The 22,851-nt window shown below is 68.8% G+C and carries 24 protein-coding genes; 12 read left to right on the top strand and 12 right to left on the bottom strand.

The features are described 5' to 3' along the window. Nucleotides 1–88: 88 nt before the first annotated feature. Genes zapE through sdhC form a run of 6 tightly spaced genes read right to left on the bottom strand, consistent with a single transcriptional unit; the run spans nucleotide 89 to nucleotide 5,101 of the window. Entirely contained in the window at nucleotides 89–1,204 is a 1,116-nt protein-coding gene (gene zapE, locus FHS98_RS00605) for a cell division protein ZapE (RefSeq protein ID WP_167098299.1), read from the bottom strand. 4 nt (nucleotides 1,205–1,208) lie between these two features. Further along, nucleotides 1,209–1,670, bottom strand: a complete 462-nt coding sequence (locus FHS98_RS00600) for a PaaI family thioesterase (protein WP_167098294.1) — start codon at nucleotides 1,668–1,670, stop codon at nucleotides 1,209–1,211. Between the two features lie 4 nt (nucleotides 1,671–1,674). Continuing rightward, entirely contained in the window at nucleotides 1,675–2,463 is a 789-nt protein-coding gene (locus tag FHS98_RS00595; RefSeq protein WP_167098291.1) for a succinate dehydrogenase iron-sulfur subunit, read from the bottom strand. 9 nt (nucleotides 2,464–2,472) lie between these two features. Continuing rightward, nucleotides 2,473–4,275 (bottom strand): succinate dehydrogenase flavoprotein subunit, encoded by a 1,803-nt coding sequence (gene sdhA / locus FHS98_RS00590; RefSeq protein ID WP_167098288.1) that lies wholly within the window; start codon nucleotides 4,273–4,275, stop codon nucleotides 2,473–2,475. Then, on the bottom strand, nucleotides 4,275–4,664 hold the full coding sequence (gene sdhD / locus FHS98_RS00585) for a succinate dehydrogenase, hydrophobic membrane anchor protein (protein WP_167098285.1): 390 nt from the start codon (nucleotides 4,662–4,664) through the stop codon (nucleotides 4,275–4,277). The genes sdhA and sdhD overlap by 1 nt, the downstream gene beginning before the upstream one ends. After that, nucleotides 4,664–5,101: a succinate dehydrogenase, cytochrome b556 subunit gene (sdhC, locus tag FHS98_RS00580; protein WP_167098282.1), complete on the bottom strand. Its 438-nt coding sequence runs from the start codon at nucleotides 5,099–5,101 to the stop codon at nucleotides 4,664–4,666. Before sdhC ends, sdhD begins: the two co-directional genes overlap by 1 nt. A gap of 160 nt (nucleotides 5,102–5,261) precedes the next feature. On the opposite strand from sdhC, the gene FHS98_RS00575 reads away from it, so the two are divergent. From FHS98_RS00575 to FHS98_RS00545, 7 genes are all read left to right on the top strand, one after another. Next, nucleotides 5,262–6,593, top strand: a complete 1,332-nt coding sequence (locus FHS98_RS00575; RefSeq protein WP_167098279.1) for a methyl-accepting chemotaxis protein — start codon at nucleotides 5,262–5,264, stop codon at nucleotides 6,591–6,593. Nucleotides 6,594–6,654: 61 nt separating this feature from the next. After that, nucleotides 6,655–7,371 carry an SDR family NAD(P)-dependent oxidoreductase gene (locus tag FHS98_RS00570; RefSeq protein ID WP_167098277.1) on the top strand — a complete coding sequence of 239 codons (717 nt, stop codon included), beginning with the start codon at nucleotides 6,655–6,657 and terminating at the stop codon, nucleotides 7,369–7,371. After that, complete coding sequence (locus FHS98_RS00565; RefSeq protein WP_167098274.1) at nucleotides 7,361–8,269, top strand: 50S ribosomal protein L11 methyltransferase; 909 nt, start codon at nucleotides 7,361–7,363, stop codon at nucleotides 8,267–8,269. Before FHS98_RS00570 ends, FHS98_RS00565 begins: the two co-directional genes overlap by 11 nt. A 77-nt stretch (nucleotides 8,270–8,346) precedes the next feature. Beyond that, complete coding sequence (gene coaBC / locus FHS98_RS00560) at nucleotides 8,347–9,585, top strand: bifunctional phosphopantothenoylcysteine decarboxylase/phosphopantothenate--cysteine ligase CoaBC (protein WP_167098271.1); 1,239 nt, start codon at nucleotides 8,347–8,349, stop codon at nucleotides 9,583–9,585. Then, nucleotides 9,582–10,031, top strand: a complete 450-nt coding sequence (gene dut / locus FHS98_RS00555) for a dUTP diphosphatase (protein ID WP_167098268.1) — start codon at nucleotides 9,582–9,584, stop codon at nucleotides 10,029–10,031. The genes coaBC and dut overlap by 4 nt, the downstream gene beginning before the upstream one ends. Further along, the gene (locus tag FHS98_RS00550; RefSeq protein WP_167098265.1) at nucleotides 10,028–10,777 is read left to right on the top strand and encodes a molybdopterin-synthase adenylyltransferase MoeB; all 750 of its coding nucleotides are present in this window, start codon (nucleotides 10,028–10,030) and stop codon (nucleotides 10,775–10,777) included. The genes dut and FHS98_RS00550 overlap by 4 nt, the downstream gene beginning before the upstream one ends. Next, nucleotides 10,765–11,127 (top strand): peroxiredoxin, encoded by a 363-nt coding sequence (locus FHS98_RS00545; protein WP_425057324.1) that lies wholly within the window; start codon nucleotides 10,765–10,767, stop codon nucleotides 11,125–11,127. The genes FHS98_RS00550 and FHS98_RS00545 overlap by 13 nt, the downstream gene beginning before the upstream one ends. Here FHS98_RS00545 and FHS98_RS00540 read toward each other — a convergent pair. Then, on the bottom strand, nucleotides 11,124–11,513 hold the full coding sequence (locus tag FHS98_RS00540; RefSeq protein WP_167098259.1) for a hypothetical protein: 390 nt from the start codon (nucleotides 11,511–11,513) through the stop codon (nucleotides 11,124–11,126). The genes FHS98_RS00545 and FHS98_RS00540 overlap by 4 nt on opposite strands. 110 nt (nucleotides 11,514–11,623) lie before the next feature. Then, the gene (topA, locus tag FHS98_RS00535) at nucleotides 11,624–14,179 is read right to left on the bottom strand and encodes a type I DNA topoisomerase (protein WP_167098256.1); all 2,556 of its coding nucleotides are present in this window, start codon (nucleotides 14,177–14,179) and stop codon (nucleotides 11,624–11,626) included. Nucleotides 14,180–14,376: 197 nt separating this feature from the next. On the opposite strand from topA, the gene aqpZ reads away from it, so the two are divergent. After that, the gene (aqpZ, locus tag FHS98_RS00530; RefSeq protein ID WP_167098253.1) at nucleotides 14,377–15,108 is read left to right on the top strand and encodes an aquaporin Z; all 732 of its coding nucleotides are present in this window, start codon (nucleotides 14,377–14,379) and stop codon (nucleotides 15,106–15,108) included. A gap of 18 nt (nucleotides 15,109–15,126) precedes the next feature. On the opposite strand, the gene dprA is transcribed toward aqpZ, so the two are convergent. Together dprA and plsY are read right to left on the bottom strand one after the other, a co-directional pair. Beyond that, on the bottom strand, nucleotides 15,127–16,272 hold the full coding sequence (gene dprA / locus FHS98_RS00525) for a DNA-processing protein DprA (protein WP_208401886.1): 1,146 nt from the start codon (nucleotides 16,270–16,272) through the stop codon (nucleotides 15,127–15,129). Between the two features lie 4 nt (nucleotides 16,273–16,276). Further along, nucleotides 16,277–16,903, bottom strand: coding sequence for a glycerol-3-phosphate 1-O-acyltransferase PlsY (gene plsY / locus FHS98_RS00520; RefSeq protein ID WP_208401885.1), 627 nt, complete (start codon nucleotides 16,901–16,903; stop codon nucleotides 16,277–16,279). Nucleotides 16,904–17,053: 150 nt separating this feature from the next. On the opposite strand from plsY, the gene murI reads away from it, so the two are divergent. Next, nucleotides 17,054–17,848 carry a glutamate racemase gene (murI, locus tag FHS98_RS00515; RefSeq protein ID WP_167098250.1) on the top strand — a complete coding sequence of 265 codons (795 nt, stop codon included), beginning with the start codon at nucleotides 17,054–17,056 and terminating at the stop codon, nucleotides 17,846–17,848. A 75-nt stretch (nucleotides 17,849–17,923) separates the two neighbouring features. After that, the gene (hemA, locus tag FHS98_RS00510) at nucleotides 17,924–19,183 is read left to right on the top strand and encodes a 5-aminolevulinate synthase (RefSeq protein ID WP_425057323.1); all 1,260 of its coding nucleotides are present in this window, start codon (nucleotides 17,924–17,926) and stop codon (nucleotides 19,181–19,183) included. Between the two features lie 15 nt (nucleotides 19,184–19,198). On the opposite strand, the gene FHS98_RS00505 is transcribed toward hemA, so the two are convergent. Together FHS98_RS00505 and FHS98_RS00500 are read right to left on the bottom strand one after the other, a co-directional pair. Continuing rightward, on the bottom strand, nucleotides 19,199–19,678 hold the full coding sequence (locus tag FHS98_RS00505; RefSeq protein WP_167098242.1) for a DUF3429 domain-containing protein: 480 nt from the start codon (nucleotides 19,676–19,678) through the stop codon (nucleotides 19,199–19,201). Continuing rightward, nucleotides 19,675–20,844: a phospholipase A gene (locus FHS98_RS00500; protein ID WP_167098239.1), complete on the bottom strand. Its 1,170-nt coding sequence runs from the start codon at nucleotides 20,842–20,844 to the stop codon at nucleotides 19,675–19,677. The genes FHS98_RS00505 and FHS98_RS00500 overlap by 4 nt, the downstream gene beginning before the upstream one ends. A 213-nt stretch (nucleotides 20,845–21,057) precedes the next feature. On the opposite strand from FHS98_RS00500, the gene rpiB reads away from it, so the two are divergent. Next, nucleotides 21,058–21,516: a ribose 5-phosphate isomerase B gene (gene rpiB / locus FHS98_RS00495; RefSeq protein WP_167098237.1), complete on the top strand. Its 459-nt coding sequence runs from the start codon at nucleotides 21,058–21,060 to the stop codon at nucleotides 21,514–21,516. Beyond that, complete coding sequence (gene glyA / locus FHS98_RS00490) at nucleotides 21,513–22,814, top strand: serine hydroxymethyltransferase (protein WP_167098234.1); 1,302 nt, start codon at nucleotides 21,513–21,515, stop codon at nucleotides 22,812–22,814. Before rpiB ends, glyA begins: the two co-directional genes overlap by 4 nt. Nucleotides 22,815–22,851: the final 37 nt, after the last annotated feature.

The raw sequence follows: 22,851 nt of genomic DNA, 5'->3' as shown, positions 1-22,851 counted from the left end.
GATCCAGAGCCAGAAACACCACCGCCCGCCGCCCTGGATGCCGGGTCAAGCCCGGCATGACGGCCATGGGCACTCGGGGGGCTCCGCCCTATCCCTCGCTGCCGTGCCCCTTCGCCAGATAATCCGCCGAGCGCATCTCCATCAGGCGCGAGACGGTGCGGTCGAACTCGAAGGCGTCGTCGCCGCCGACATAGAGCTGCTCGGGCTCGGCATCGGCGGCGGCGAGCAGCTTCACGCCATGCTCGTAGAGCGTGTCCACCAGCAGCTTGAACCGCGTCGCCTCGTTGCGCAGTTCGGCCGACAGCTTCGGGATGCCGACGATGATGACCGTGTGATAGCGCCGCGCGATGGCGAGATAGTCCGGGATGCCGCGCGCCTCTCCACACAACCGCTTGAACGAGAACACCGCCACGCCCTTGAGGCTCTTGGGCACATGCATCGATCGGCCGCCGGGAATCGCCAGCTCCTCGGTCGGCACATGGGCGCGATCCTCCACCGGGAAGTCGGTGAGGCGGAAGAAGGCGCGGCTGAGCGCGTCGGTCGCCGCCTTGCCGTTGGGGACGTACCAGGTCGGGAAGCCGCCGAGGCGCTCCAGCCGGTAGTCGGTCGGCCCGTCGAGCGCGATCACATCGAGCTTCTCTTCGAGCAGCGCGATGAAGGGCAGGAAATGCTCGCGGTTGAGGCCGTTCAGATAGAGCTGGCCCGGCGCGCGGTTGGAGGTGGCCACAATCGTAACGTCATGGCTCATGATCCGCGTGAACAGGCGGGAGAGGATCATCGCGTCGGCCGAGTTGGTGACGATCATCTCGTCGAACGCCAGCAGGCGCACTTCGTCGGCGATCGCGTCCGCGACCGGCATCACCGGATCGGGCGTCTCCTTCTCGCGCTCGACGCGGAGGCGGTCATGCACCTCCTGCATGAACTCGTGGAAGTGGACGCGGCGTTTGCGCGGCCCGTCGACGCAGGCGAAGAACATGTCCATCAGCATGGACTTGCCGCGCCCGACGCCGCCCCAGAGATAGACGCCGCGCACCGCCTCCGGCCGACGCCCGAGCGCCCGCCACAGGATCGAACCGCGCCGCGGCCGCGCCTCCAGCTCGGCGGCGCAGCGATCCAGCCGCTCGGCCACCGCGCGCTGGGCGGGATCGGGACGCAGCTCGCCGGCGGAGACCGCCGCCTGATAGCGGGTAAGCACCTTGCCCATCGGATCAGCCGCGCGGCGGGCCGAGCTTGCGCAGCGTCGCCTGATAGCTGAGCACCGGGCGGCCCTCCTGCTCCATCTGCCCGCGCAGGAAGAGGAGCTTGCCCGTCTCGCTGACGATCTCCACCACGCAGTCGAGCGGGATGTCCGCCCGGCCCGGCCCGACGAACTGGGTCGCGAAGTTGAGCGTCACCGCGCCGTTGGGCGGCAGGCGGCCGATGGTGATCGGGCCGACGAACACCGCCTGATCGAGGAAGGCGAGCAGGAAGCCGCCGTGCAGCGCGCCATGCGGATTGGCGCGCTCCGGCCCCGTCCCGATGCGGACACGGGCGATAGTCTCGCCCTCCGGCCGGCACAGGATACGCCCGAAGGTGCCGTTGAAGCCCGGCCCGTCGAACGTCTTGGCATAGAAGCCGTCGGCGTCCGGCCCCTCGACGTGCGGGCCGGACGGACGGTCGATATCACCCATGGCGTCAGACCGCGCGCTCGACCTGCATCTTCTTGATCTCCGCGATCGCCTTGGCCGGGTTCAGACCCTTGGGGCAGGTGTTCGCGCAGTTCATGATGGTGTGGCAGCGATAGAGGCGGAAGGGATCTTCCAGCTCGTCGAGGCGCTCGCCGGTCATCTCGTCGCGGCTGTCGGCCAGCCAGCGATAGGCCTGGAGCAGGATCGCCGGGCCAAGGAAGCGGTCCGAGTTCCACCAGTAGCTCGGGCACGAGGTCGAGCAGCAGGCGCACAGGATGCACTCGTAGAGGCCGTCGAGCTTCTCGCGGTCTTCCGGCGACTGGAGACGCTCCTTGCCGGCCGGCGCGGGCGTCGCGGTCTGGAGCCACGGCTTGATCGAGGCGTATTGCGCGTAGAAGTGGGTGAGATCGGGAACCAGATCCTTCACCACCTCCTGATGCGGCAATGGCGTGATCTGAAGCTCGCCGCCCTTGCAGTCCTCGATCGAGGTGGTGCAGGCGAGCCCGTTCTTGCCGTCCATGTTCATCGCGCACGATCCGCAGATGCCCTCGCGGCAGGAACGCCGGAAGGTCAGCGTCGGATCGACCTCGTTCTTGATCTTGATGAGCGCGTCGAGGACCATCGGCCCCGTCTGGTCGAGATCCAGCTCATAGCGATCGTAGCGCGGGTTCTCGCCCGAATCCGGGTCATAGCGATAGACCTTGAAGGTGCGCTTGTTCTTGCCCTCGGACGTCGACTTGTACGACTGCCCGCGGCTCTTGATCTTCGAGTTCTTCGGAAGGGAGAATTCAGCCATCGTCCGTCCTCAGTAAACCCGCGCCTTGGGCTTGATATACTCGACCTCGTCGGTGAGCGTGTAATCATGCACCGGGCGGTAATCGATCTTCACGAGGCCGTCGTTCCGGCCCTTGGGGTCGAACCAGGCGACGGTGTGCTTCATCCACTCCCCGTCGTTCCGCGACGGGAAATCCTCGTGCATGTGCGCGCCGCGGCTTTCGTGGCGGTTCGAGGCGGAGTGCATGGTGATGACCGCCTGCGGGAGCATATTGTCCAGCTCCAGCGTCTCGATCAGATCGGTGTTCCAGATCAGCGAGCGATCCGAGACGCTGACGTCGGCCAGCTTCGCGAACACCGCGTCGATCTTGTGCTTGCCCTCATCGAGCAGCGCGCTGTCGCGGAACACGGCGGCGTGCTTCTGCATCGTGCGCTGCATGTCGAGGCGGATGTCCGCCGTCTTGGTGCTGCCCGAGGCATTGCGATAATGATCGAGGCGGGCCAGCGCCTTGTCGTCGGCGGCCGTCACGATCGCGCCATGCTTGCTGTTCGGCTGCACCAGCTCCGCGATGCGGAAGCCGGTCGCGCGGCCGAACACCACGAGGTCGATCAGCGAGTTGGAGCCGAGGCGGTTGGCGCCATGCACCGACACGCAGGCCGCCTCGCCCACCGCGAACAGGCCCTGCACCACGCTGTCCGGGTTGCCGTCCTTCAGGGTGACGACTTCGCCATGATAGTTACAGGGGATGCCGCCCATATTGTAGTGGACGGTCGGCGTCACCGGCAGCGGCTGGCGGGTCAGGTCGACACCGGCGAAGATCTTGCCAGTCTCGGTGATGCCCGGGAGCCGCTCGTGCAGCACCTTGGGATCGATATGATCGAGGTGCAGGTAGATGTAATCCTTGTTCGGGCCGACGCCGCGGCCTTCACGGATTTCCATCGCCATCGAGCGGGCCACGACGTCGCGCGACGCCAGATCCTTCGCCGACGGGGCATAGCGCTCCATGAAGCGCTCGCCCTCGGAGTTGGTGAGATAGCCGCCCTCGCCGCGCGCGCCCTCGGTGATGAGGACGCCGGCGCCGTAGATGCCGGTCGGGTGGAACTGCACGAACTCCATGTCCTGAAGCGGCAGGCCGGCGCGCAGCACCATGCCGCCGCCGTCGCCGGTGCAGGTGTGGGCCGAGGTCGCCGAGAAATACATGCGGCCGCCGCCGCCCGTCGCCAGCACGGTGGCGTGGCTGCGGAAGCGATGGATCGAGCCGTCTTCCATGCAGAGCGCGATCACGCCCTTGCAGACGCCGTCCTCCATGATGAGGTCGAGCGCGAAATATTCGATGTAGAAGTCCGCATCATACTTCAGGCTCTGCTGATAGAGCGCGTGAAGCATGGCATGACCGGTGCGGTCCGCCGCGGCGCAGGTGCGCTGCACGGGCGGGCCTTCGCCCATGTTCTGCATGTGGCCGCCGAACGGGCGCTGGTAGATCGTGCCTTCCGGGTTGCGGCTGAACGGCACGCCGGCATGTTCCAGCTCGATCACCGCCGCCGGGGCCTCGCGCACCATATATTCGATGGCATCCTGGTCGCCGAGCCAGTCCGACCCCTTGACGGTGTCGTACATGTGCCAGGTCCAGTGGTCCGGCGTGTTGTTGCCGAGGCTCGCCGCGATGCCGCCCTGCGCCGCCACGGTGTGCGAGCGGGTCGGGAACACCTTGGTGATGCAGGCCGTCTTCAGGCCCTTCTCGGCACAGCCCATGGTGGCGCGCAGGCCCGAGCCGCCCGCGCCGACGACGACCGCGTCATAGACATGGTCGATGATCTTGTAGCTGTTCGACATTATGCGGGCACCCCGCCGAAGGCGATCTTCAGGATCGAGAAGACGCAGAGCGTCGCCGCGCCGATCGCATAGGCATTGAGAAGAAGGAGAAGGGCGATCTTGCCGCCTTCCTCATGGACATAGTCCTCGATGAACACCTGAAGGCCGAGGCGCAGGTGCCAGAAGACCGATATCACCAGCAGCAGCAGCGGCACCGCCGCGAGCGGCGACTTGAGCCACAGCACGACCGCCTGATGATCGAGCACCGGCAGGCGCGCGATCGACACCACGAACCAGATCAGCAGGACGAGATTGCTGGCGGCGGTGACGCGCTGGAGCCACCAGTGATGCGAGCCGCTATGCGCGGAGCCGAGGCCCCGCACGCGGCCGAGGCTGGTACCCGTGCCCATCAGTATTTCCCCGCGATGACGGCCCAGAACAGGATCGTCGCGACGATCGAGAAGGCCAAAGTGAGGATCGAGCCCAGACGGTTGGTCTTCAGCTCATAGCCCGCGCCCGTATCGAGCACGAAGTGACGGATGCCCGAAGCCATATGCTGGAAGAAGCTCCAGGTCAGGCCGACGCCGACGATCTTCGCCAGGATGTTGGCGAGACGCTGCGTCGAGGCGTGGAGGCTGGCCGGATCGGCCTGCACCACCCAGTGGTAGAAGATGTTGTAAGCCGCCGGGCTCATCGCCGCGGCCGTCAGCCACCACGCGAAGATGACGCCGCCACCGATGGCGAGCGCCGTGCCGGTGGCGCGGTGAAGAATGGAGACCAGCATGTGCGGCCCCCACTTGTAGATCGAAAGGTGGGGCGACAGCGGTCGCGCTGGATTGTGCGCCATGGATCCTCCGTCGGGATACGCGTCGCCCCCTGTAACCATTGCGGCGCGCCTTGCAAGCCGCTCGTCGGCGGTTTTGCTCGCCTCGGCTAACTTCGCGTTTACCCTTACCCGCCTATTCATACCCGGAAGGCATCACCCCATCGGGGCAACGAGGGACAGGATGAACGAAGGCATCAGGGGCGAAGTGGCGCTGAGCGACGCGGAAATCAACGCGCGCGTCGCGGCCTATGCCGGCAGGGGCGATTACGAGATGCGCCGCCGCCGCCTGTGGGATCGCGCCCGCGACATCATCGAGCCCGAGCTGCGCTCTTATTATGTCGAGCTGTTCCGCGGCCGCTACGCCGCGGACGATTCGGCCACCCAGATGATGCTGGACGGTATCGAGGAGGTCTATGGCCGCCCGATCGACGCCGACTGGATTCGCGCCAATGCGCGCCATGGCGGCCAGATGCACCGGCTCCAGCTCCACACCTACGACGTCATCTCGGCCATGACGGAGAAGGCCGAGCGAATCGCCGCCCGCCTCGCCGAGGCCTTCCCCGACGATCACGCCTTCGTGATCGAGGGGACGCTGACGCTGCGCGCGCTCGACGATTTCCGCATCGAGGTGATGCAGGCCGAACTCGCCGCGATCCAGAGCCAGAACGCCGCCGTGGATCGCAACGCCAACAGCGCGGCCTTCCGCAACGACATCCTCGGCATCCTCTCGACCGCAATGCGCAACTCCACCGACCTGCGCGACCAGACCAGCGCCACCTCGGCCTCGGCGCGCGGGATGCTGGGCAAGGCCTCCGAGGTTGCCGCCGCCGCCGAGCAGTCCGCCGTCGCGATGCGCGAAGCCGCGCAGACCGCCGCCGGCCTGATCCGCGCCATCGAGGACGCGCGCCGCGAGGTGGAGATCGCCGCCGGCGTCGCCACCCGCGCCGCCGACCAGTCGAGCCAGGCGGTGTCCGTCTCCGAGGCGCTGTCCGGCCATGCGCAGGCGATCGAATCGATCCTCGGCCTGATCCGCGACATTGCGGGGCAGACCAACCTGCTCGCGCTCAACGCCACCATCGAGGCGGCGCGCGCGGGCGACGCCGGTCGCGGCTTCGCGGTCGTCGCGCAGGAGGTGAAGTCGCTCGCCTCGCAGACGGCGCGCGCCACCGACGACATCGCCGCCAAGATCGCCGCGATCCAGTCCGCCTCGCGCCAGACGCTCGACGTCAACGGCTCGATCCGCGACATCGTCGGCGAGGTGCAGACCTCCGCCCAGCGCATCCGCGAGGCGATGGAGGCGCAGGCCCACACCGTCACGATGATTACCGCCGCCGTCGACGAGACCGCGCTTGCCGCCGACTCGATGTCCGGCACGATCGCCGCGATCCGCGTCGACACCGAGTCCGTCGCCACCGACATCGATCGGCTGGAGGCGGGGTTCCGCTCGGTCGACGGGCAGCTTGCGCGGCTGGAGACGACGACCGGCGACTTCGTGGCGCGCATCGCCGCATGATAGCCTCCAGCCGGGGCTAAAGGCTTGCCCCGGCTCCGCCCGCGCCTTACCCGCGCAGGTCATGGACCGCATCCACATCCTCGCCACCGGCACCAGCCGGGGCATCGGCGCCGCGATCGCCGCCCGGCTCGATCGCCCGGACGTCCGCTTCGTCGGCCATAGCAGCCGGCCGGGCGACGATGCCCGCATCCCCGCCGACCTCGACGAGCCCGGCGCGGCCGCCGCGCTCTGGAATGAGGTGCTGGAGCGGCTCGACGGACGCATCGACGTGCTGGTGAACAACGCCGGCATCTTCGAGGCCGCGCCGATCGATCTCCCCGACGCCGACTGGCTCGCCGCGTGGGAGCGGACGATGCGGATCAACCTCACTGCCTCGGCCGAGCTTTGCCGCCTCGCCGTCCGGCATTTCGCCACGCGCCCCGGCGGCGGCCGCATCGTCAATGTCGCGAGCCGCGCCGCCTATCGCGGAGATTCGCCCGCGCACTGGCATTATGCGGCCTCCAAGGCGGGCATGGTCGCGATGACCAAGAGCATCGCGCGCGGCCATGCGAAGGACGGCGTGCTCGCCTTCGCCGTCTGCCCCGGCTTCACCATGACCGGCATGGCCGAGGACTATCTGGAGAGCCGCGGCGGCGACAAGCTCCTTGCCGACATCCCTCTGGGCCGCGTCGCCATGCCCGACGAAGTGGCCGAAACCGTCCGCTGGCTCGCGCTCGATGCCCCCGCATCCGCGACCGGCGCCGTCATCGATATCAATGGTGCAAGCTATGTCCGCTGAAAGCTGGAAGATCACCCTCCCCTGCACGCGCCTCGAAGCCGAGGCGCTGGCGAACTCGACCGATCCCTTCCCCACGCTCGACGAGCCGCCCGTGCTGAACACGCTGGAGCCGGACGAGACCAAGCCCGAGGAATGGCTGCTCGAAGCCTATACCGAGGGCAAGCCGGGCGCGGACATCATCGCGGCGGTGCAGGCGCTGGTGCCCTCCGCCAGGAAGCTCAAGCCCAGGGTCGAGAAGGTCGAGGAGCAGGACTGGGTGACGCTCTCGCAGGCCGGTCTGGAGCCGATCCGCGCGGGGCGCTTCTACGTCCACACCTCCGCGCATTCGGATGACGTGCCGGCCGACGCCACCGTCTTCCAGATCGAGGCCGGCCGCGCCTTCGGCACCGGGCATCACTATACGACGACCGGCTGCCTCCAGATGCTCGACCGGCTGAAGCGGCAGGGCGCGCGCTATCGCATGATCGCGGACGTCGGCACCGGCACCGGCCTGCTCGCCTTCGCCGCCATGTCGCTGTGGCCGCGCGCGCACGCCATCGCCACCGACATCGACCCCGTCTCGATCGAGGTGACGGCCGAGAACGCCGCGCTCAACCGGGTGAACGAACACCGCCTCGCGCTGGCAGTGGCGGAGGGCGTGGACCATCCGCTCTATGACGAGCTGGCGCCGTTCGATCTCGTCGTGGCCAATATCCTCGCCTTGCCGCTGATCGAGCTGGCGCCGAGCATCGCCGCCACGCTGATGCCGGGAGGCACGCTGATCCTCGCGGGCCTGCTCACCACGCAGGCGGAGGCCGTCGCATCGGCCTATCGCGCGCAGGGGATGCGGATGGGCGACACCATCGTCAACGGCGACTGGTCGATCCTGATGATGCGCAAGCGCCGCCGCGCGCGCTGACGAACCCATCCTCCCCGGCACGCTGGGGAGGATGCGAGGGCCTCGACAGGCGCCGTCCGCCACGTCATGAGCAGCGTATGGACCGCAAGCGCATCCTCCTGATCGTCGGCGGCGGCATCGCGGCCTACAAGGCCTGCGAGCTGATCCGCCTGCTGAAGAAACGCGGCCACACGGTGCGCTGCGTGCTCACCCCGGCCGGCGCCGAGTTCATCACGCCGATGACGCTGGCGGCGCTCTCGGAACAGCCCGTCCACACCTCGCTCTTCGACCTCAAGGACGAGTCCGAGATGGGCCATATCGAGCTTTCGCGCGAAGCCGATCTGGTGGTGGTCTGCCCCGGCACCGCGAACCTGATCGCGCGCATGGCGAACGGCCTCTGCGACGATCTCGCCACCACATTGCTGCTCGCGACCGACAAGCCGATCCTCGTCGCGCCCGCGATGAACGTCAGGATGTGGCAGCACCCCGCGACCCGGCGCAATGTCGCCCGGCTCCGCGCCGACGACACGGTGGTGATGGAGCCGGACGAAGGCATCATGGCGTGCGGCGAGTTCGGCCCCGGCCGCCTGCCCGAGTCGTCGGTCATCGTCGAGGCCATCGAGCGCGAGCTGGCCCGCCCGATCCCCGCGCGCCTGCTCGGCGTCGTGGCCCCGCCCCCGCCGCAAGGCCCGCTCACCGGCAAGCGCATCCTCGTCACCGCCGGGCCGACGCACGAGCCGATCGACCCGGTGCGCTACATCGCCAACCGCTCGTCGGGGAAGCAGGGCTTCGCCATCGCCGGAGCGCTTGCGCAGCTCGGCGCCGACGTGACGCTGGTTGCCGGCCCGGTGACGCTCGCCACGCCCCCCGGCGTGACGCGCATCGACATCGAGACCGCGCGGGAGATGGCCGCCGCCGTGGAGAACGCCCTTCCCGCCGACGCCGCCGTGATGGTCGCCGCCGTGGCGGACTGGCACGTCGACGCCGCCGCCACCAAGATCAAAAAGCGCGCCGACGGCACCCCGCCCGCGCTCGCGCTCGTCCAGAACCCGGACATCCTCGCCACCGTCGCGCACTCGGCCCGGCGCCCGCGCCTCGTGATCGGCTTCGCGGCCGAGACCAACGATGTGATCGCCCATGCGCGGGCCAAGCTCACCTCGAAGGGCTGTGACTGGATCGTCGCCAACGACGTATCGGGCGACGTGATGGGCGGTGACCGCAACAGCATCCACCTCGTCACCACGACCGGCGTCGAGGACTGGCCCGAACTTCCCAAGGATCAGGTGGCCGAACGCCTTGCCCAGCGCATCGCCCAGGCCCTCACGGAGCAAGCATGATCGAAATCGCCTTGAAGCGCCTGCCCCACGGCGAGGGACTGCCCGCGCCCGCCTACGCTACAACGGGTGCGGCGGGGCTCGACATCGTGTCGGCCGAGGACATCCTGCTCGGGCCGGGCGACCGCCATGCCGTGGCGACGGGTTTCGCCGTGGCGATCCCGGCCGGATATGAGATCCAGGTCCGCCCCCGCTCCGGCCTTGCGCTGAAGCATGGCGTGACGTGCCTCAACACGCCGGGCACGATCGACGCCGATTACCGGGGCGAGGTGAAGGTGATCCTCGCCAATCTCGGTCGCGAGCCCTTCGAGGTGAAGCGCGGCGAGCGCATCGCCCAGCTCGTTCCCGCCGAAGTGACGGCGGCCCGCTTCCTCGAGGTCGAGACGCTCGACGAGACGGCGCGCGGCGTCGGCGGCTTCGGCTCCACCGGCCGCCATTCGCTGCCGTGATCTTGAAGGACGAACAGCTCGACCGCTACGCGCGGCACATCATCCTCAAGGAGATCGGCGGTGGCGGGCAGACGCGGCTGCTGAAGGCCCACGCCCTCATCATCGGCGCGGGCGGGATCGGATCGCCCGTGATCCAGTATCTCGCCGCCGCCGGCGTGGGGAAGCTGACGGTGGTGGACGACGATCGCGTCTCGCTCTCCAACCTCCAGCGCCAGACGCTGTTCGGCACGCGCGACGTGGGCCATTCCAAGGTGGTGGTCGCCGCTAACGCCGTGCAGCGCATGAACCCGGACGTCACCCTCGTCCCCATCGGCCGCCGGATCGATGCGGAGAGCGTCCGCCCGCTGCTCGAAGGCGTGGACGTCGTCATCGACGGCAGCGACAATTTCGCCACCCGCCTCGCCGTGGCGGACGCGGCGCTGGCGGCGCGCGTGCCGCTGGTGTCGGCGGCGGTCGGGCAGTTCGAGGGGCAGCTCGCCGTCTATCGCGGCTGGGAGCCGGGCAAGCCCTGCTATCGCTGCCTCGTCGGCGACGATCCCGATCGGCCGGATGTGAGCTGCTCCGATCAGGGCGTGCTGGGCGCGCTCACCGGCGTGCTGGGCAGCCTCGCCGCGATCGAGGCGGTGCGGCAGATCGTCCCCTTCGGGGAGGACAGCGCGGGGCAGCTCCTGCTGATCGACGCGCTCGCCTTCCGCTTCCGCACGCTGGCGATGCCGAAAGATCCGGGATGCCGGTGCGCGGCCTGACCGTCGTCGTCGCGGAACCGGCGCCCGAACGCCTTCGCGCCGCGCTGACGCTGGCGATGGCGAACGCGGCGCTCGGCGGGCGGGCGCGGGTCTTCTGTCAGGGGCCGGCGGTGGCGCTGCTCGCGCCGCCGATCGCCGCAACGCACGACGTCGATCATGTCGCCGCCGGCCTGCCGACGCTCGCCGGCATGGTGGAGGAAGGCTTCGGCCTCGGCGTCGAGCTGATCGCCTGCCAGAGCGGCCTTCACCTGATGGGCGTGGACGCCGCGACGCTCGACCCGCGCATGGCCTTCGGCGGGCCTGTGAGCCTGCTCCAGACGCTCGACGATGACCGGCTGCTGATCGCCTAGGCCGGGCAGTCGATCGGCATCCGCTCCGTCCAGCCCAGCCACTGGATGGCGGGCTCCCGCTCCATGAAGAACTGGCAGTCGAGCCGGCTGATCTGGCGGCGCATCTGCGAGCGGGCGAGCGCGCTCGGCACCACCAGCGCGAACCTGTCGATCGCGGCGCCGCCCAGCAACGCGAAGGTCTGCATGTTGACCATGCGGATTTCCGCCCCCTGCGGCACATAGTCGATCATGTTCCAGAGGATGGACATGGACCGACCCGACATCTCGGCCGCCCAGCAGACGGCGCGGATCTTCTCGCGGAATTCCTCCGCCTCCGTCAGAGTCCAGTAACCGCTGCAACGGATGAAGACCCGGTCCGTCGCGCGATCATAGCGGATGATGTTCACGGCAACCCCGCCCCACATTCCTCCGCCTCAACAGGGGCCATGAAGGTAAACAGCCGCTTACCCGCGGCGCCTCCACGCCCCTGTTTAGACCAAAGTGAGGCGGTCTGCCGTCACTCCCCGGCCGAGGCGGCGGCCTTCTTCGACGCGGCCTTTTTGGGCGCGGCTTTCTTGGCGGGTGCTTTCTTGGGCGCGGCCTTCTTCTTGCCCTTGGCGGGCGCCTTGGCGGCCCGTTCGGCGAGAAGCTGCACCGCCTCGTCCAGCGTCAGCTCCCTGGGCTCGCGCCCCTTGGGAAGCGTGGCGTTGGTCGTGCCGTCGGTGACATAGGGGCCGAAGCGCCCTTCCATCACCTTCACCTCCGCGCCGCCATCCGGGTGCGCGCCGAGCGTCGCAATCGGTTCGCGGCTGGCGCCCGTGCGGCGGCCGCCACCGGCGGCGGCCTCGGCGAGCTTCACCACCGCGGCGTTCATGCCCGTCTCGAACACGTCCGCCGTCGACTGGAGCCGCGCATATTTCCCGTCATGCGCCAGATAGGGGCCGTATCGGCCGATCGAAGCCGTCACCGGCAGGCCCGATTCCGGGTGGTTGCCGACGGTGCGCGGCAGCGACAGGAGCTTGATCGCCATCTCCAGATCGAGCGCGGCGATGTCCTTGGGGATGGACGAGCGCTTCGCCTCCTTGCCCTCGCCGAGCTGGATGTACGGACCGAAACGCCCCGAACGCTTGCTGATCGCCTCGCCGGTCGCGGGATCGGTGCCGAGTTCCTCCGGCCCCGTGTCCGCCCCCTCGTTCGCGCCGCCCGGCTGGGCGAAGCGGCGGGTATATTTGCACTCCGGGTAATTGGAGCAGGCGATGAAGGCGCCGAAGCGGCCACCGCGAAGAGCGAGCTTGCCCACCTGACAGTTCGGGCAGAGGCGCGGATCGCTGCCGTCGCCCTTGTCCGGGAAGAGATAGGGCGCGAGGAACTGGTCCAGCTCTGCCGTCACCTCGGAGGGCTTCTGCTCCATCACCTCGGCGGTCTTGGGCTTGAAGTCCCGCCAGAAGGCCTCCAGCACCGCCTGCCACTGGGCGCGACCGCCGGAGATGTCGTCCAGCTCCTCCTCCAGCTCGGCGGTGAAATCGAACGAGACATATTTCTCGAAGAAGCGCTCCAGGAACGCCGTCACCAGACGGCCGCTCTCCTCGGCGTGGAAGCGGTTCTTGTCGATCCGCACATATTCGCGATCCTTGATGGTCTGGAGGATCGACGCATAGGTGGACGGGCGGCCGATCCCCAGCTCTTCCATCTTCTTGACGAGGCTGGCCTCGGAGAAGCGCGGCGGCGGCTGGGTGAAGTGCTGCTCGGCGCGCACGCCCTTCACGGCTGGCGAGTCGCCCTCCTTCAGGCGCGGCAGGCGGCGGCTCTCCTCGTCGCCCTCGTCGTCGCGGCCTTCCTCATAGACGGCGAGATAGCCGGGAAAGAGCACCACCTGACCCGTGGCTCGCAGGCCGAGCTGGCCGGTGCCGTCCGCGAAATCGACCGTGGTGCGCTCCATGCGCGCGGACGCCATCTGGCTCGCCAGCGCACGCTTGAAGACCAGCTCGTAGAGGCGCGCATGATCGCCCGAGGCGGCCTTCTCGCGGCTGAAATCCGTTGGGCGGATCGCCTCATGGGCTTCCTGCGCGTTCTTCGCCTTGGTCTGGTACTGGCGCGGCTTGTCGGGGACGTAGCCGCCGTCATAGCGCTCCGCGATCGCCTTGCGCGCGGCCGAGATGGCGCTCTCGTCCATCTGCACGCCGTCGGTTCGCATGTAGGTGATGAGGCCGTCCTCATAGAGCCCCTGCGCCACCCGCATGGTATGGCTGGCCGAGAAGCCGAGCTTGCGTGCCGCCTCCTGCTGGAGCGTCGAGGTGGTGAAGGGCGGCGGAGGGTTGCGAGTGAGCGGCTTGGTCTCGACCGAGACGACCGACAGCCGCGCGGCCTCGACATCCTTCTTCGCCGCCTCGGCATCGCCCTGCTGGCCGATCGAGAGGCGCTCGATCTTCTCGCCCTTCCACTTCACCAGACGCGCGGCGAAGGGGACGGCATCCTGCTCCATGTCGGCCGTGACCGACCAATATTCCTGCGCGCGGAACGCCTCGATCTCACGCTCGCGGTCGACCACGAGGCGCAGCGCCACCGACTGCACGCGCCCCGCCGACTTGGCGCCGGGGAGCTTCCTCCACAGCACCGGCGAGAGCGTGAAGCCCACCAGATAATCGAGCGCGCGGCGCGCCCGGTAGGCGTCGATCAGATCCTCGTCGAGATCGCGGGGCTCGGCCATCGCCTTCAGCACGGCCGGCTTGGTGATCGCGTTGAAGGTGACGCGCTTGGTGTCCTTGGGCAGCGCGCGGCGCTTCTTCAGCACCTCCTGCACATGCCACGAGATCGCCTCGCCCTCGCGATCAGGGTCGGTCGCGAGGATCAGCGCGTCGGCGTCCTTGGCCTCGTCTGTGATCGCCTTCAATTGCCGCGCTTTGTCGGCATAGGCCTCCCATTCCATCGCGAAGCCTTCGTCCGGGTTCACCGAACCGTCCTTCGCGGGCAGATCGCGGACATGGCCGTAAGAGGCGAGAACCCTGTACCCCGAGCCCAGATATTTCTCGATGGTCTTGGCCTTGGCGGGAGATTCGACGACGACGAGCTTCATGGCGTTGAGGCGCTTCCTTCACGTGTACGCGTACGAGGGTGGCGATGCGGCGGCGGGTCCGTCAAGCGGTTCAGCCATGTTCAACCCTTCATATAGCCCCTAGTTGCGCCTTGTTACGCTTAGGATATGATCCGCCCGCGCTTCGGCGGAACCAGAACTGCACAACCATCGCCAGAGCGCCTGGAGGGAGGACAGATATGGTACCCCTGCCCAAGCGGCTTTTCGCGGAATTATTGGGAACTTTCTGGCTGGTGCTGGGCGGCTGCGGAAGCGCCGTGTTCGCGGCGGCCTTTCCCGGCCTCGGCATCGGATTCGCCGGCGTGGCGCTGGCCTTCGGGCTCACTTTGCTCACCATGGCCTATTCGATCGGCCATATCTCGGGCTGTCACCTCAATCCGGCGGTGACGATCGGGCTGTGGGCCGGCAAGCGCTTCCCCGCATCCGACATCATCCCCTACATCATCGCGCAACTGATCGGCGCCACCATCGCGGCGGCCCTCATCTGGTGCATCGCCAGCGGCAAGCCGGGCTATGAACTGGCCCCCAACGGCCTCGCGGTGGATGGCTATGGCGCGCTGTCGCCGGGCGGCTACTCGCTCCATGCCGCCTTCGTGTGCGAGGTGGTGATGACCTTCGGCTTCCTGATCGTCATCCTCGGCTCCACCGATACGCGCGCGCCATCCGGCTTCGCGCCGATCGCGATCGGCCTCGCGCTGACGCTGGTCCATCTGATCTCGATCCCCGTCACCAACACCTCGGTCAATCCGGCGCGCAGCACCGGGCCGGCGCTGCTGGTCGGCGGCGAGGCGCTGCATCAGGTCTGGCTGTTCTGGGTCGCCCCGATCCTCGGCGCGATCGTCGCGGGCATCGTCTATCGCTTCATGGCCGGCGACCAGCCCGTGCCGGACATCACCGGCGAACCGATCTGACAGGCGGACGGGCCGGGCTCAGCCGTCGAGGCTGACCTGGCCCCCCGCATGGCGGGTGAGGCGCCCCGCCAGTTCCAGTTCCAGAAGCACCGTCTGCACGATCGCGGGCGGGCGGTGCGACTGGCGGACGATCTCGTCGACCGGCACCGCCGTCGCGCCCAGCAGCTCCAGCACCGCCAGGCGGTCCGCATCGTCGGCATCGGCCGTGACGCGCGGCGCGCCATAGCCGCCGCCCGCCGAGGGATCGGCGAGCGCCGCGCGCGGATCGATCGGGCGCAGCGCCTCCAGCACATCGTCCGCGCTCTGCACCAATGTCGCGCCCTCGCGGATGAGCTGGTTGCAGCCCTGCGCGCGCGGATCGAGCGGCGAGCCCGGCACCGCCAGCACCTCGCGCCCGAAATCGCCGGCATAGCGCGCGGTGATGAGCGAGCCGGACCTGGGCGCCGCCTCCACCACCAGCACCGCCTGCGCAAGGCCCGCGATGATGCGGTTGCGATAGGGGAAGTGCCGCGCGCGGGGCTCGATGCCCGGCGGCTGCTCGGCGACGAGCAGGCCGCGCGTCGCGATCTCCTCCTGAAGCGCGGCATTCTCGGGCGGGTAGACGACATCGATCCCGCCCGCGATCACGCCGACCGTCCCCGCCTCCAGCGAGCCCTGATGCGCCGCCGTATCGATCCCGCGCGCCAGCCCGGAGGCGACGGTGACGCCCCGCGCGCCCAGCTCGGCCGCCAGCCCGCGCGCGAAGCGGCAGGCGGCGGCGGATGCGTTGCGCGCGCCGACCATGCCCACCACCGGCCGGTCCAGCAGCGATCGCTGTCCCCGCACGATCAGCGCGGGCGGGGCCGCGTTGGTCGCCGCCAGCATCGCCGGATAGCCCGGCAGCCCGAGGAAGAGATAGCGCGCACCTGCCGCCTCGACCGCCGCGACCTCCTTCTCCACGGACGCGCGGGAGGGCACGGCCGGCGGCTTACCCCCGCCCTTGCGCGCCATATCGGGGATCGCCTCCAGCGCGGCCGCCGCCGTGCCGTAGCGCGCGAGGAGCTGGGCGTAGGTCACCGGCCCCACCGTCGGGGTCCGCATCAGGCGGAGGCGCGCGAAGCGATCCTCGCGGACGGCGCGCGGGGCAGCGCCGGGGCCGGTCGACTCGTCGATCGACCCGTGCATGGGATCAGCGGTTTCCGGTTCCGCCGCCGAAGCGCGGCTCCGTCCCGTCGAGCAGCCGCTCGACATTGGCGCGGTGCTTCCACAGCACGACCAGCGCCAGCAGCAGGAAGACCAGCGTCAGGTCCGACCGGTTGATGACCGCCGCCGTCACCGGCGTGACGATCGCGGCGGTCATGCCGCCGACCGAGCTGTGCCGCGTCACCGCGAAGGCCGCCAGCCACACCAGCCCGAAGGCAAGACCGCACGGCCAGGAGAGCGCCAGCGCGATGCCGAGGAAGGTCGCCACGCCCTTGCCGCCCTTGAAGCGCAGCCACACCGGATAGACATGGCCGAGGAACGCGAACGCGCCCGCCAGGATCGCCGGCAGCGAAGGCGGCAGCGGATCGGGCCAGATGCGCCCGGCGATCAGCACCGCCACCGCGCCCTTGGCCGCATCGAGCAGCAGCGTCGCCGCCGCCAGCCCCTTGTGGCCGGTGCGCAGCACGTTGGTGGCGCCGATATTGCCCGAGCCGATGGTGCGCGGATCCTGCGCGCCGCCGGCCCGCGTGACGAGCAGGCCGAACGGAATCGAACCCAGCAGATAGCCCAGCAATGCTGCGGCGCCCAGCACCAGCCAGTTCGTTGCCGTCAAAAGTCGATCCCCCGGTTGTCCGACCAATCATAGGGCTTGTGACCGCAAGCGCAACAATATGGGTTAGATTCCGCGCCGAAACGAGGGCATCGGGGCCTGCCGCATATGCCCGGTTCCCTCCCGGCGCAAACCGCTCTAGATCGCGAGGGGATGGACGCCCAACGCCCGCTCCTCCTGTTCGATTCCGGTGTGGGCGGATTGTCCGTCCTCGACGCCATCCGCCGCCTGCTGCCGACGGCCCCGATCGTCTATGTCGCGGATTCCGGCGGCTTTCCCTATGGCACCAAGAGCGAGGCGGAGATCGCGGCCCGCGTTCCCGCCCTGCTCGGCCGGCTGGTGGAGCGCTATCGCCCGCGGCTGGTGGTGATCGCCTGCAACACCGCGTCGACCATCGCGCTCGCCGTCGTGCGCGCCGCGCTGGACCTGCCGATCGTCGGCACCGTGCCCGCGATCAAGCCCGCGGCGCTCGCCAGCACGACTCGCGCGATCGGGGTGCTCGGCACCAACGCCACGGTGCGCCAGCCTTATGTGGACCGCCTCGCCGCCGAGTTCGCGGCCGACTGCGCCGTGATCCGCCACGGCTCGGCGCGGCTGGTGGAGCTGGCCGAGGCCGCGCTGCGCGGCGATCCGGGCGATCCAGAGGATTATCGCGAGGTCATGTCCGGCCTGTTCGACCAGCCGGGGGGCGACGCCATCGACACGGTGGCGCTTGCCTGCACGCATTTCCCGCTGGTGGCCGAACAGCTCGCCGCCGCCTCACCCCGCCCACTCACCTTCGTCGATGGAGCGGAGGGCATAGCGCGCCGCGTCGCCGTGCTGACGCAGGGGCAGCCCTGGCCCGATCGGCCTGTGGAGGGGGTTGCGGTCTTCACCTCCGATGCCGACGTTTCCGCGCTGGAGCCCGCGCTCGCCGCACGCGGGCTCAGCCGCGTCGAAAGACTGTGATCCTTCGACGAATCGGATCGCCTTGATCGATATTTCCACCGTCTCCCGGGTGGAATTATCGAGACCGGGGCTGTAATGGCGAGCACATGGCCCGCTGGCCAGGAGACGACGGCTTTGGACTATCAGCGCGTATTCACCCAGGCGATCGACCGGCTTCACGCAGAGGGCCGCTACCGGGTGTTCATCGATATCCTTCGCAACAAGGGCATGTTTCCGAACGCTCGCTGCTTCGCCGGCCATAACGGCCCCAAGCCGATCACGGTGTGGTGCTCGAACGACTATCTCTCGATGGGCCAGCATCCCAAGGTGATCGCGGCGATGGAAGAGGCGCTGCACGATGTCGGCGCCGGCGCCGGCGGCACGCGCAACATCGGCGGCAACACGCATTATCATATCGATCTCGAAGCCGAGCTGGCCGATCTCCACGGCAAGGAAGGCGCGCTGCTCTTCACCTCGGGCTATGTCTCGAACGAGGCGACGCTGGCGACGCTGGCCAAGATCCTGCCGGGCTGCATCATCTTCTCGGACGAGCTGAACCACGCCTCGATGATCGCGGGCATCCGCAATTCGGGCTGCGAGAAGCGCGTCTTCCGCCACAATGATCTCGCCCATCTCGAGGAGCTGCTGGCCGCCGAAGCCCCCGACGCGCCCAAGCTGATCGCGTTCGAGAGCGTCTATTCGATGGACGGCGACGTGGCCCCGATCGCGGAAATCTGCGACCTCGCCGACAAATATAACGCGCTCACCTATCTGGACGAGGTCCATGCGGTGGGCATGTACGGCGCGCATGGCGGCGGCATCTCCGAGCGCGACGGCGTGGCGCATCGCATCACCGTGATCGAGGGGACGCTGGCCAAGGCATTCGGCGTGATGGGCGGCTATATCGCGGCCGACAAGGTCGTGATCGACGTGATCCGTTCCTACGCGCCGGGCTTCATCTTCACGACATCGCTGGCGCCCGTGCTGGTGGCGGGCGTGCTGGCGAGCGTGCGGCACCTCAAGTCCAGCTCCGCCGAGCGCGACGGGCAGCAGGCGGCGGCGGCGATGCTCAAGCGCCTGTTCGCGGAAGCCGGCCTGCCGGTGATGCCGTCGACCACGCACATCGTGCCGCTGCTCGTCGGCGATCCGGTGAAGACCAAGAAGATCAGCGACATCCTGCTCGCCGAGTACGGTGTCTACGTCCAGCCGATCAATTACCCGACCGTGCCGCGCGGGCTGGAGCGCCTGCGCTTCACGCCCGGCCCCAGCCACACCGAAGAGATGATGCAGGAGCTGACCCAGGCCCTCGTCGAGATTTGGGACAGGCTGGAACTGGAACTGCGTCAGGCGGCCTGAGCCACGGCGGCCGGCTCAGCCGGCCGTCAGCCCCAGCCCGATCGTCAGCACGCCGAGCAGCACCGACATCGACACGCGCAGCCGCATCCACCAGGGCGGCACCAGCCTCTTCGTGCGCAGGTGGCGATCCACCAGCGGCGTCGCGAGGATGACGAGCCCGAGCAGAATTCCCGCCAGCATCGGCCGCCCGAGCGACAGCCCGATCAGCACCAGCGCCACGATCGTCGGCGTCACCGCGATGCCCACCAGCGGCGGCAGTTCCGCGCGCGTGACGCGCGCCACCGCGACGCCCCACCAGATGCCGCCGAGGAAGCTCAGGATCAGCGCGCTGTAGATCAGCCCGAGCGCGCCGATCGTGCCGGGCAGCGGCGATTCCGGCCGGGCGCCGGCCGCGAGCCTGACAAACAGCGCCATCAGCGGCGGCAACAGCCCGGCCGCCGACAACAGCAGCACCGGCAGCGGCACGCGGCGCGGCCGCTCCTTCTCCCCGTTCATCTCGTGATTCCCAGCCCCACTCTCACGCGTGTCTGATGCCGGTTATAGTCCAGCAGGTCTTCTCCATATCCGGTGAAGCCCTGCACGACGAGATACAGCGGAGTTCCTCCCAGAACGTTACGGAGCGGATAGGAAATCTCGCCGTCCACCGCGCCCTTGCCATGGCTGATGTTGAAGCGGCTGGTGGTGGAGAGCATGAGCCCGTCCTCCCGCCCGATCGATACCTCCAGCGCCTGATGCCCGCGATAGCGCGCGATGTCGGGGTTGTTGTCGCGGCCGAAGACATAATGGAACAGCCGCGGCCCGACCGAGAGGGTATAGTCGCCCAGCGGCAGCTCCGCCTGCGGCTGGACATAGAGATATTGATAGCCGCGCGAGTCATCCCCGCCCTTGCCGTTCGATTCGTGCAGGAACCCACCCCGCACGCCGAAGCGCACCCCGTTGGAACGCGGCGCCCAGTTGTGGATCCAGATCAGCTCGGGCTGGTAGCTGACATCGCGGAACGGCTGGCTGTCGGCGGTGACGTCCCAGAATATCTTCTGGGTATAGGCCAGATGCAGCCCGTCGAGCCATGAGGCCTCCGGCGCGCCCGCCTGGCCGAAGAGCTGATATTTGAAGCTGAGCTGGACCTTCAGGTCGCTGTCGGTGCCGCCGCCCGCCGCGGCATAGGTGGGCTCATAGGCCGTCAGATTGGCGAGCACGCTCCGCCCCGCGACGGGCGATATCTGGGCCGTGACCGGCGCGGCCTGCGCGACCCGGCTCGGCGCCTCGCCCGGTTCCGGCGATGGCGCGGCGAGCGCAAAGGCATAGCCCTCCCGCCCGGCACCCAGCGACAGGACGGCATCGCCGGTCATGCCCTCGGGGCGCTTCACCATATAATCGGCCGCGATCCAGCCATGCGGCGGGATCACCCCGCCCCGCTCGCGCGGGAGCAGCGACACCGGCGCGTCACGCCCGGCAGCGTGGAACATGGCATCGAGCCTCGCAGGCGGCGTGGCGACACGGGTCTCATCCCCGTTCATCAGCAACAGGCGGACGATCAGCAGATCGCCTCCCATCGGCCGCACCCCGTCGATCGCGATCACCGGCCCGGCCTGGCCCGCCACCGGGGCGGCCGACACGGCGCAGGCCGGCCACAGGATCAGCAGCCCCGCGATTATCCTCATCGCCCATTCCTCCCCGGCCTTGTCGTTGCGCCAACGCACCGAGACGTCGGAAAGTCGCGATGGCGCTCCCCGGTTGCCCCCTTCGACCAAAGCATGACCCGTCCACCGACCCGGAAATGTCACGGAGGGAGACGAGAGCGGTTCCTTGTGCGGCAATCCCGCACTAAGGAGGCGGCGTTCCGAATCACCCCGATCACGAGGAAGGGCCGCGTCATGGCGCTCCGTCTCGCCTTTGCATCCGATCATGCCGCTGTGGCCATGAAGGCCGCGCTGGCCGATCATGCGCGCGCGCTCGGCCACGACGTCATCGATCTCGGCCCCGACAGCGAGGCCTCGGTCGACTATCCCGATTATGGCTACAAGCTCGCCGAGGCGCTGGCCTCGGGCGCGGCGGATCACGGCATCGCGCTGTGCGGCTCGGGGATCGGCATCTCGATCGCGGTGAACCGCCACCCGGCCGCCCGCTGCGCGCTCGTCTCCGAGCCGCTCTCCGCCCGTCTCTGCCGCGAGCATAACGACGCCAACGCGATCGCGATGGGCGCCCGCCTGATCGGCATCGAGCAGGCCAAGGCGTGCCTCGAAGCCTTCCTCTCGACGCCCTTCGGTGGCGATCGCCACCAGCGCCGCGTCGACAAACTCAGCCATCCCGCCTTCGAGAAGGAGCCCGCATGAGCACCCAGCCCGCCGTCACCGATATCCGCAAGGATGGCTTCTTCACGCAAGGCCTCGCCGCCGCCGATCCGGCCGTGTTCGCCGGCGTCGCCCACGAGCTGGACCGCGAGCAGCACCAGATCGAGCTGATCGCATCCGAGAACATCGTCTCCAAGGCCGTGCTCGAAGCGCAGGGCTCGGTGTTCACCAACAAGTACGCCGAGGGCTATCCCGGCAAGCGCTATTATCAGGGCTGCGCCCCCTCCGACGAAGTCGAAACGCTCGCCATCGAGCGCGCCAAGAAGCTGTTCAACTGCGGCTTCGTCAACGTCCAGCCGCACTCGGGCGCGCAGGCCAACGGCGCGGTGATGCTCGCGCTCACTAAGCCGGGCGACACCATCATGGGCCTCTCGCTCGATGCCGGCGGCCACCTGACGCACGGCGCCAAGGCCGCGATGTCGGGCAAGTGGTACAATGCGGTGCAGTATGGCGTCCGCCCCGACGATCATCTGATCGACTTCGATCAGGTCGAGGCGCTCGCCAGGGAGCATAAGCCGACGCTCATCATCGCGGGCGGCTCGGCCTATCCGCGCCATATCGACTTCGCCCGCTTCCGCGCGATCGCGGACGAGGTCGGCGCGAAGCTGATGGTCGATATGGCGCACTTCGCCGGCCTCGTCGCCGGTGGCGCGCATCCGACGCCGTTCGGCCACGCCCACATCGTCACCACCACCACGCACAAGACCCTTCGCGGTCCGCGCGGCGGCATGATTCTGACCGATGACGAGGCGATCGCGAAGAAGATCAACTCGGCGGTGTTCCCCGGCCTTCAGGGCGGCCCGCTGATGCACGTCATCGCCGCCAAGGCGGTCGCGTTCGGCGAAGCGCTGACGCCCGAGTTCAAGGCCTATGCCCACGCCACGGTCGAGAACGCCAAGGCGCTCGCCAGCCGCCTGAAGGAGCGTGGCGCGGCGGTCGTCTCGGGCGGCACCGACACGCACCTTGCGCTGATCGACCTGACGCCGCTCGGCGTCACCGGCCGCGACGCCGACGAGGCGCTGGAGCGCTCGGCGATCACCTGCAACAAGAACGGCATCCCGTTCGACCCGCTTCCCCCGGTCAAGACCTCGGGCATCCGCGTCGGCTCGCCGGCCGGCACGACGCGCGGCTTCGGCATCGCCGAGTTCCGCGACATCGCCGACATGATCGCCGACGTGCTCGACGGTCTGCGCGCCAAGGGCGAGCATGGCGATGCGGCGGTGGAAGCCGATGTCCGCGCCCGCGTCCGCGCGCTGTGCGAGCGCTTCCCGATCTATTGACACCCATGCCGTCATCCTGACGAAGGTCAGGATCCAT

Origin of the sequence: Sphingomonas oligoaromativorans, assembly GCF_011762195.1 — a bacterium.
In the GTDB taxonomy this organism is placed as follows: Bacteria; Pseudomonadota; Alphaproteobacteria; order Sphingomonadales; family Sphingomonadaceae; genus Solisphingomonas; species Solisphingomonas oligoaromativorans.
The sequence above is the reverse complement of the archived record's forward strand: the minus strand, read 5'-3'. Positions and strand labels throughout refer to the sequence as shown.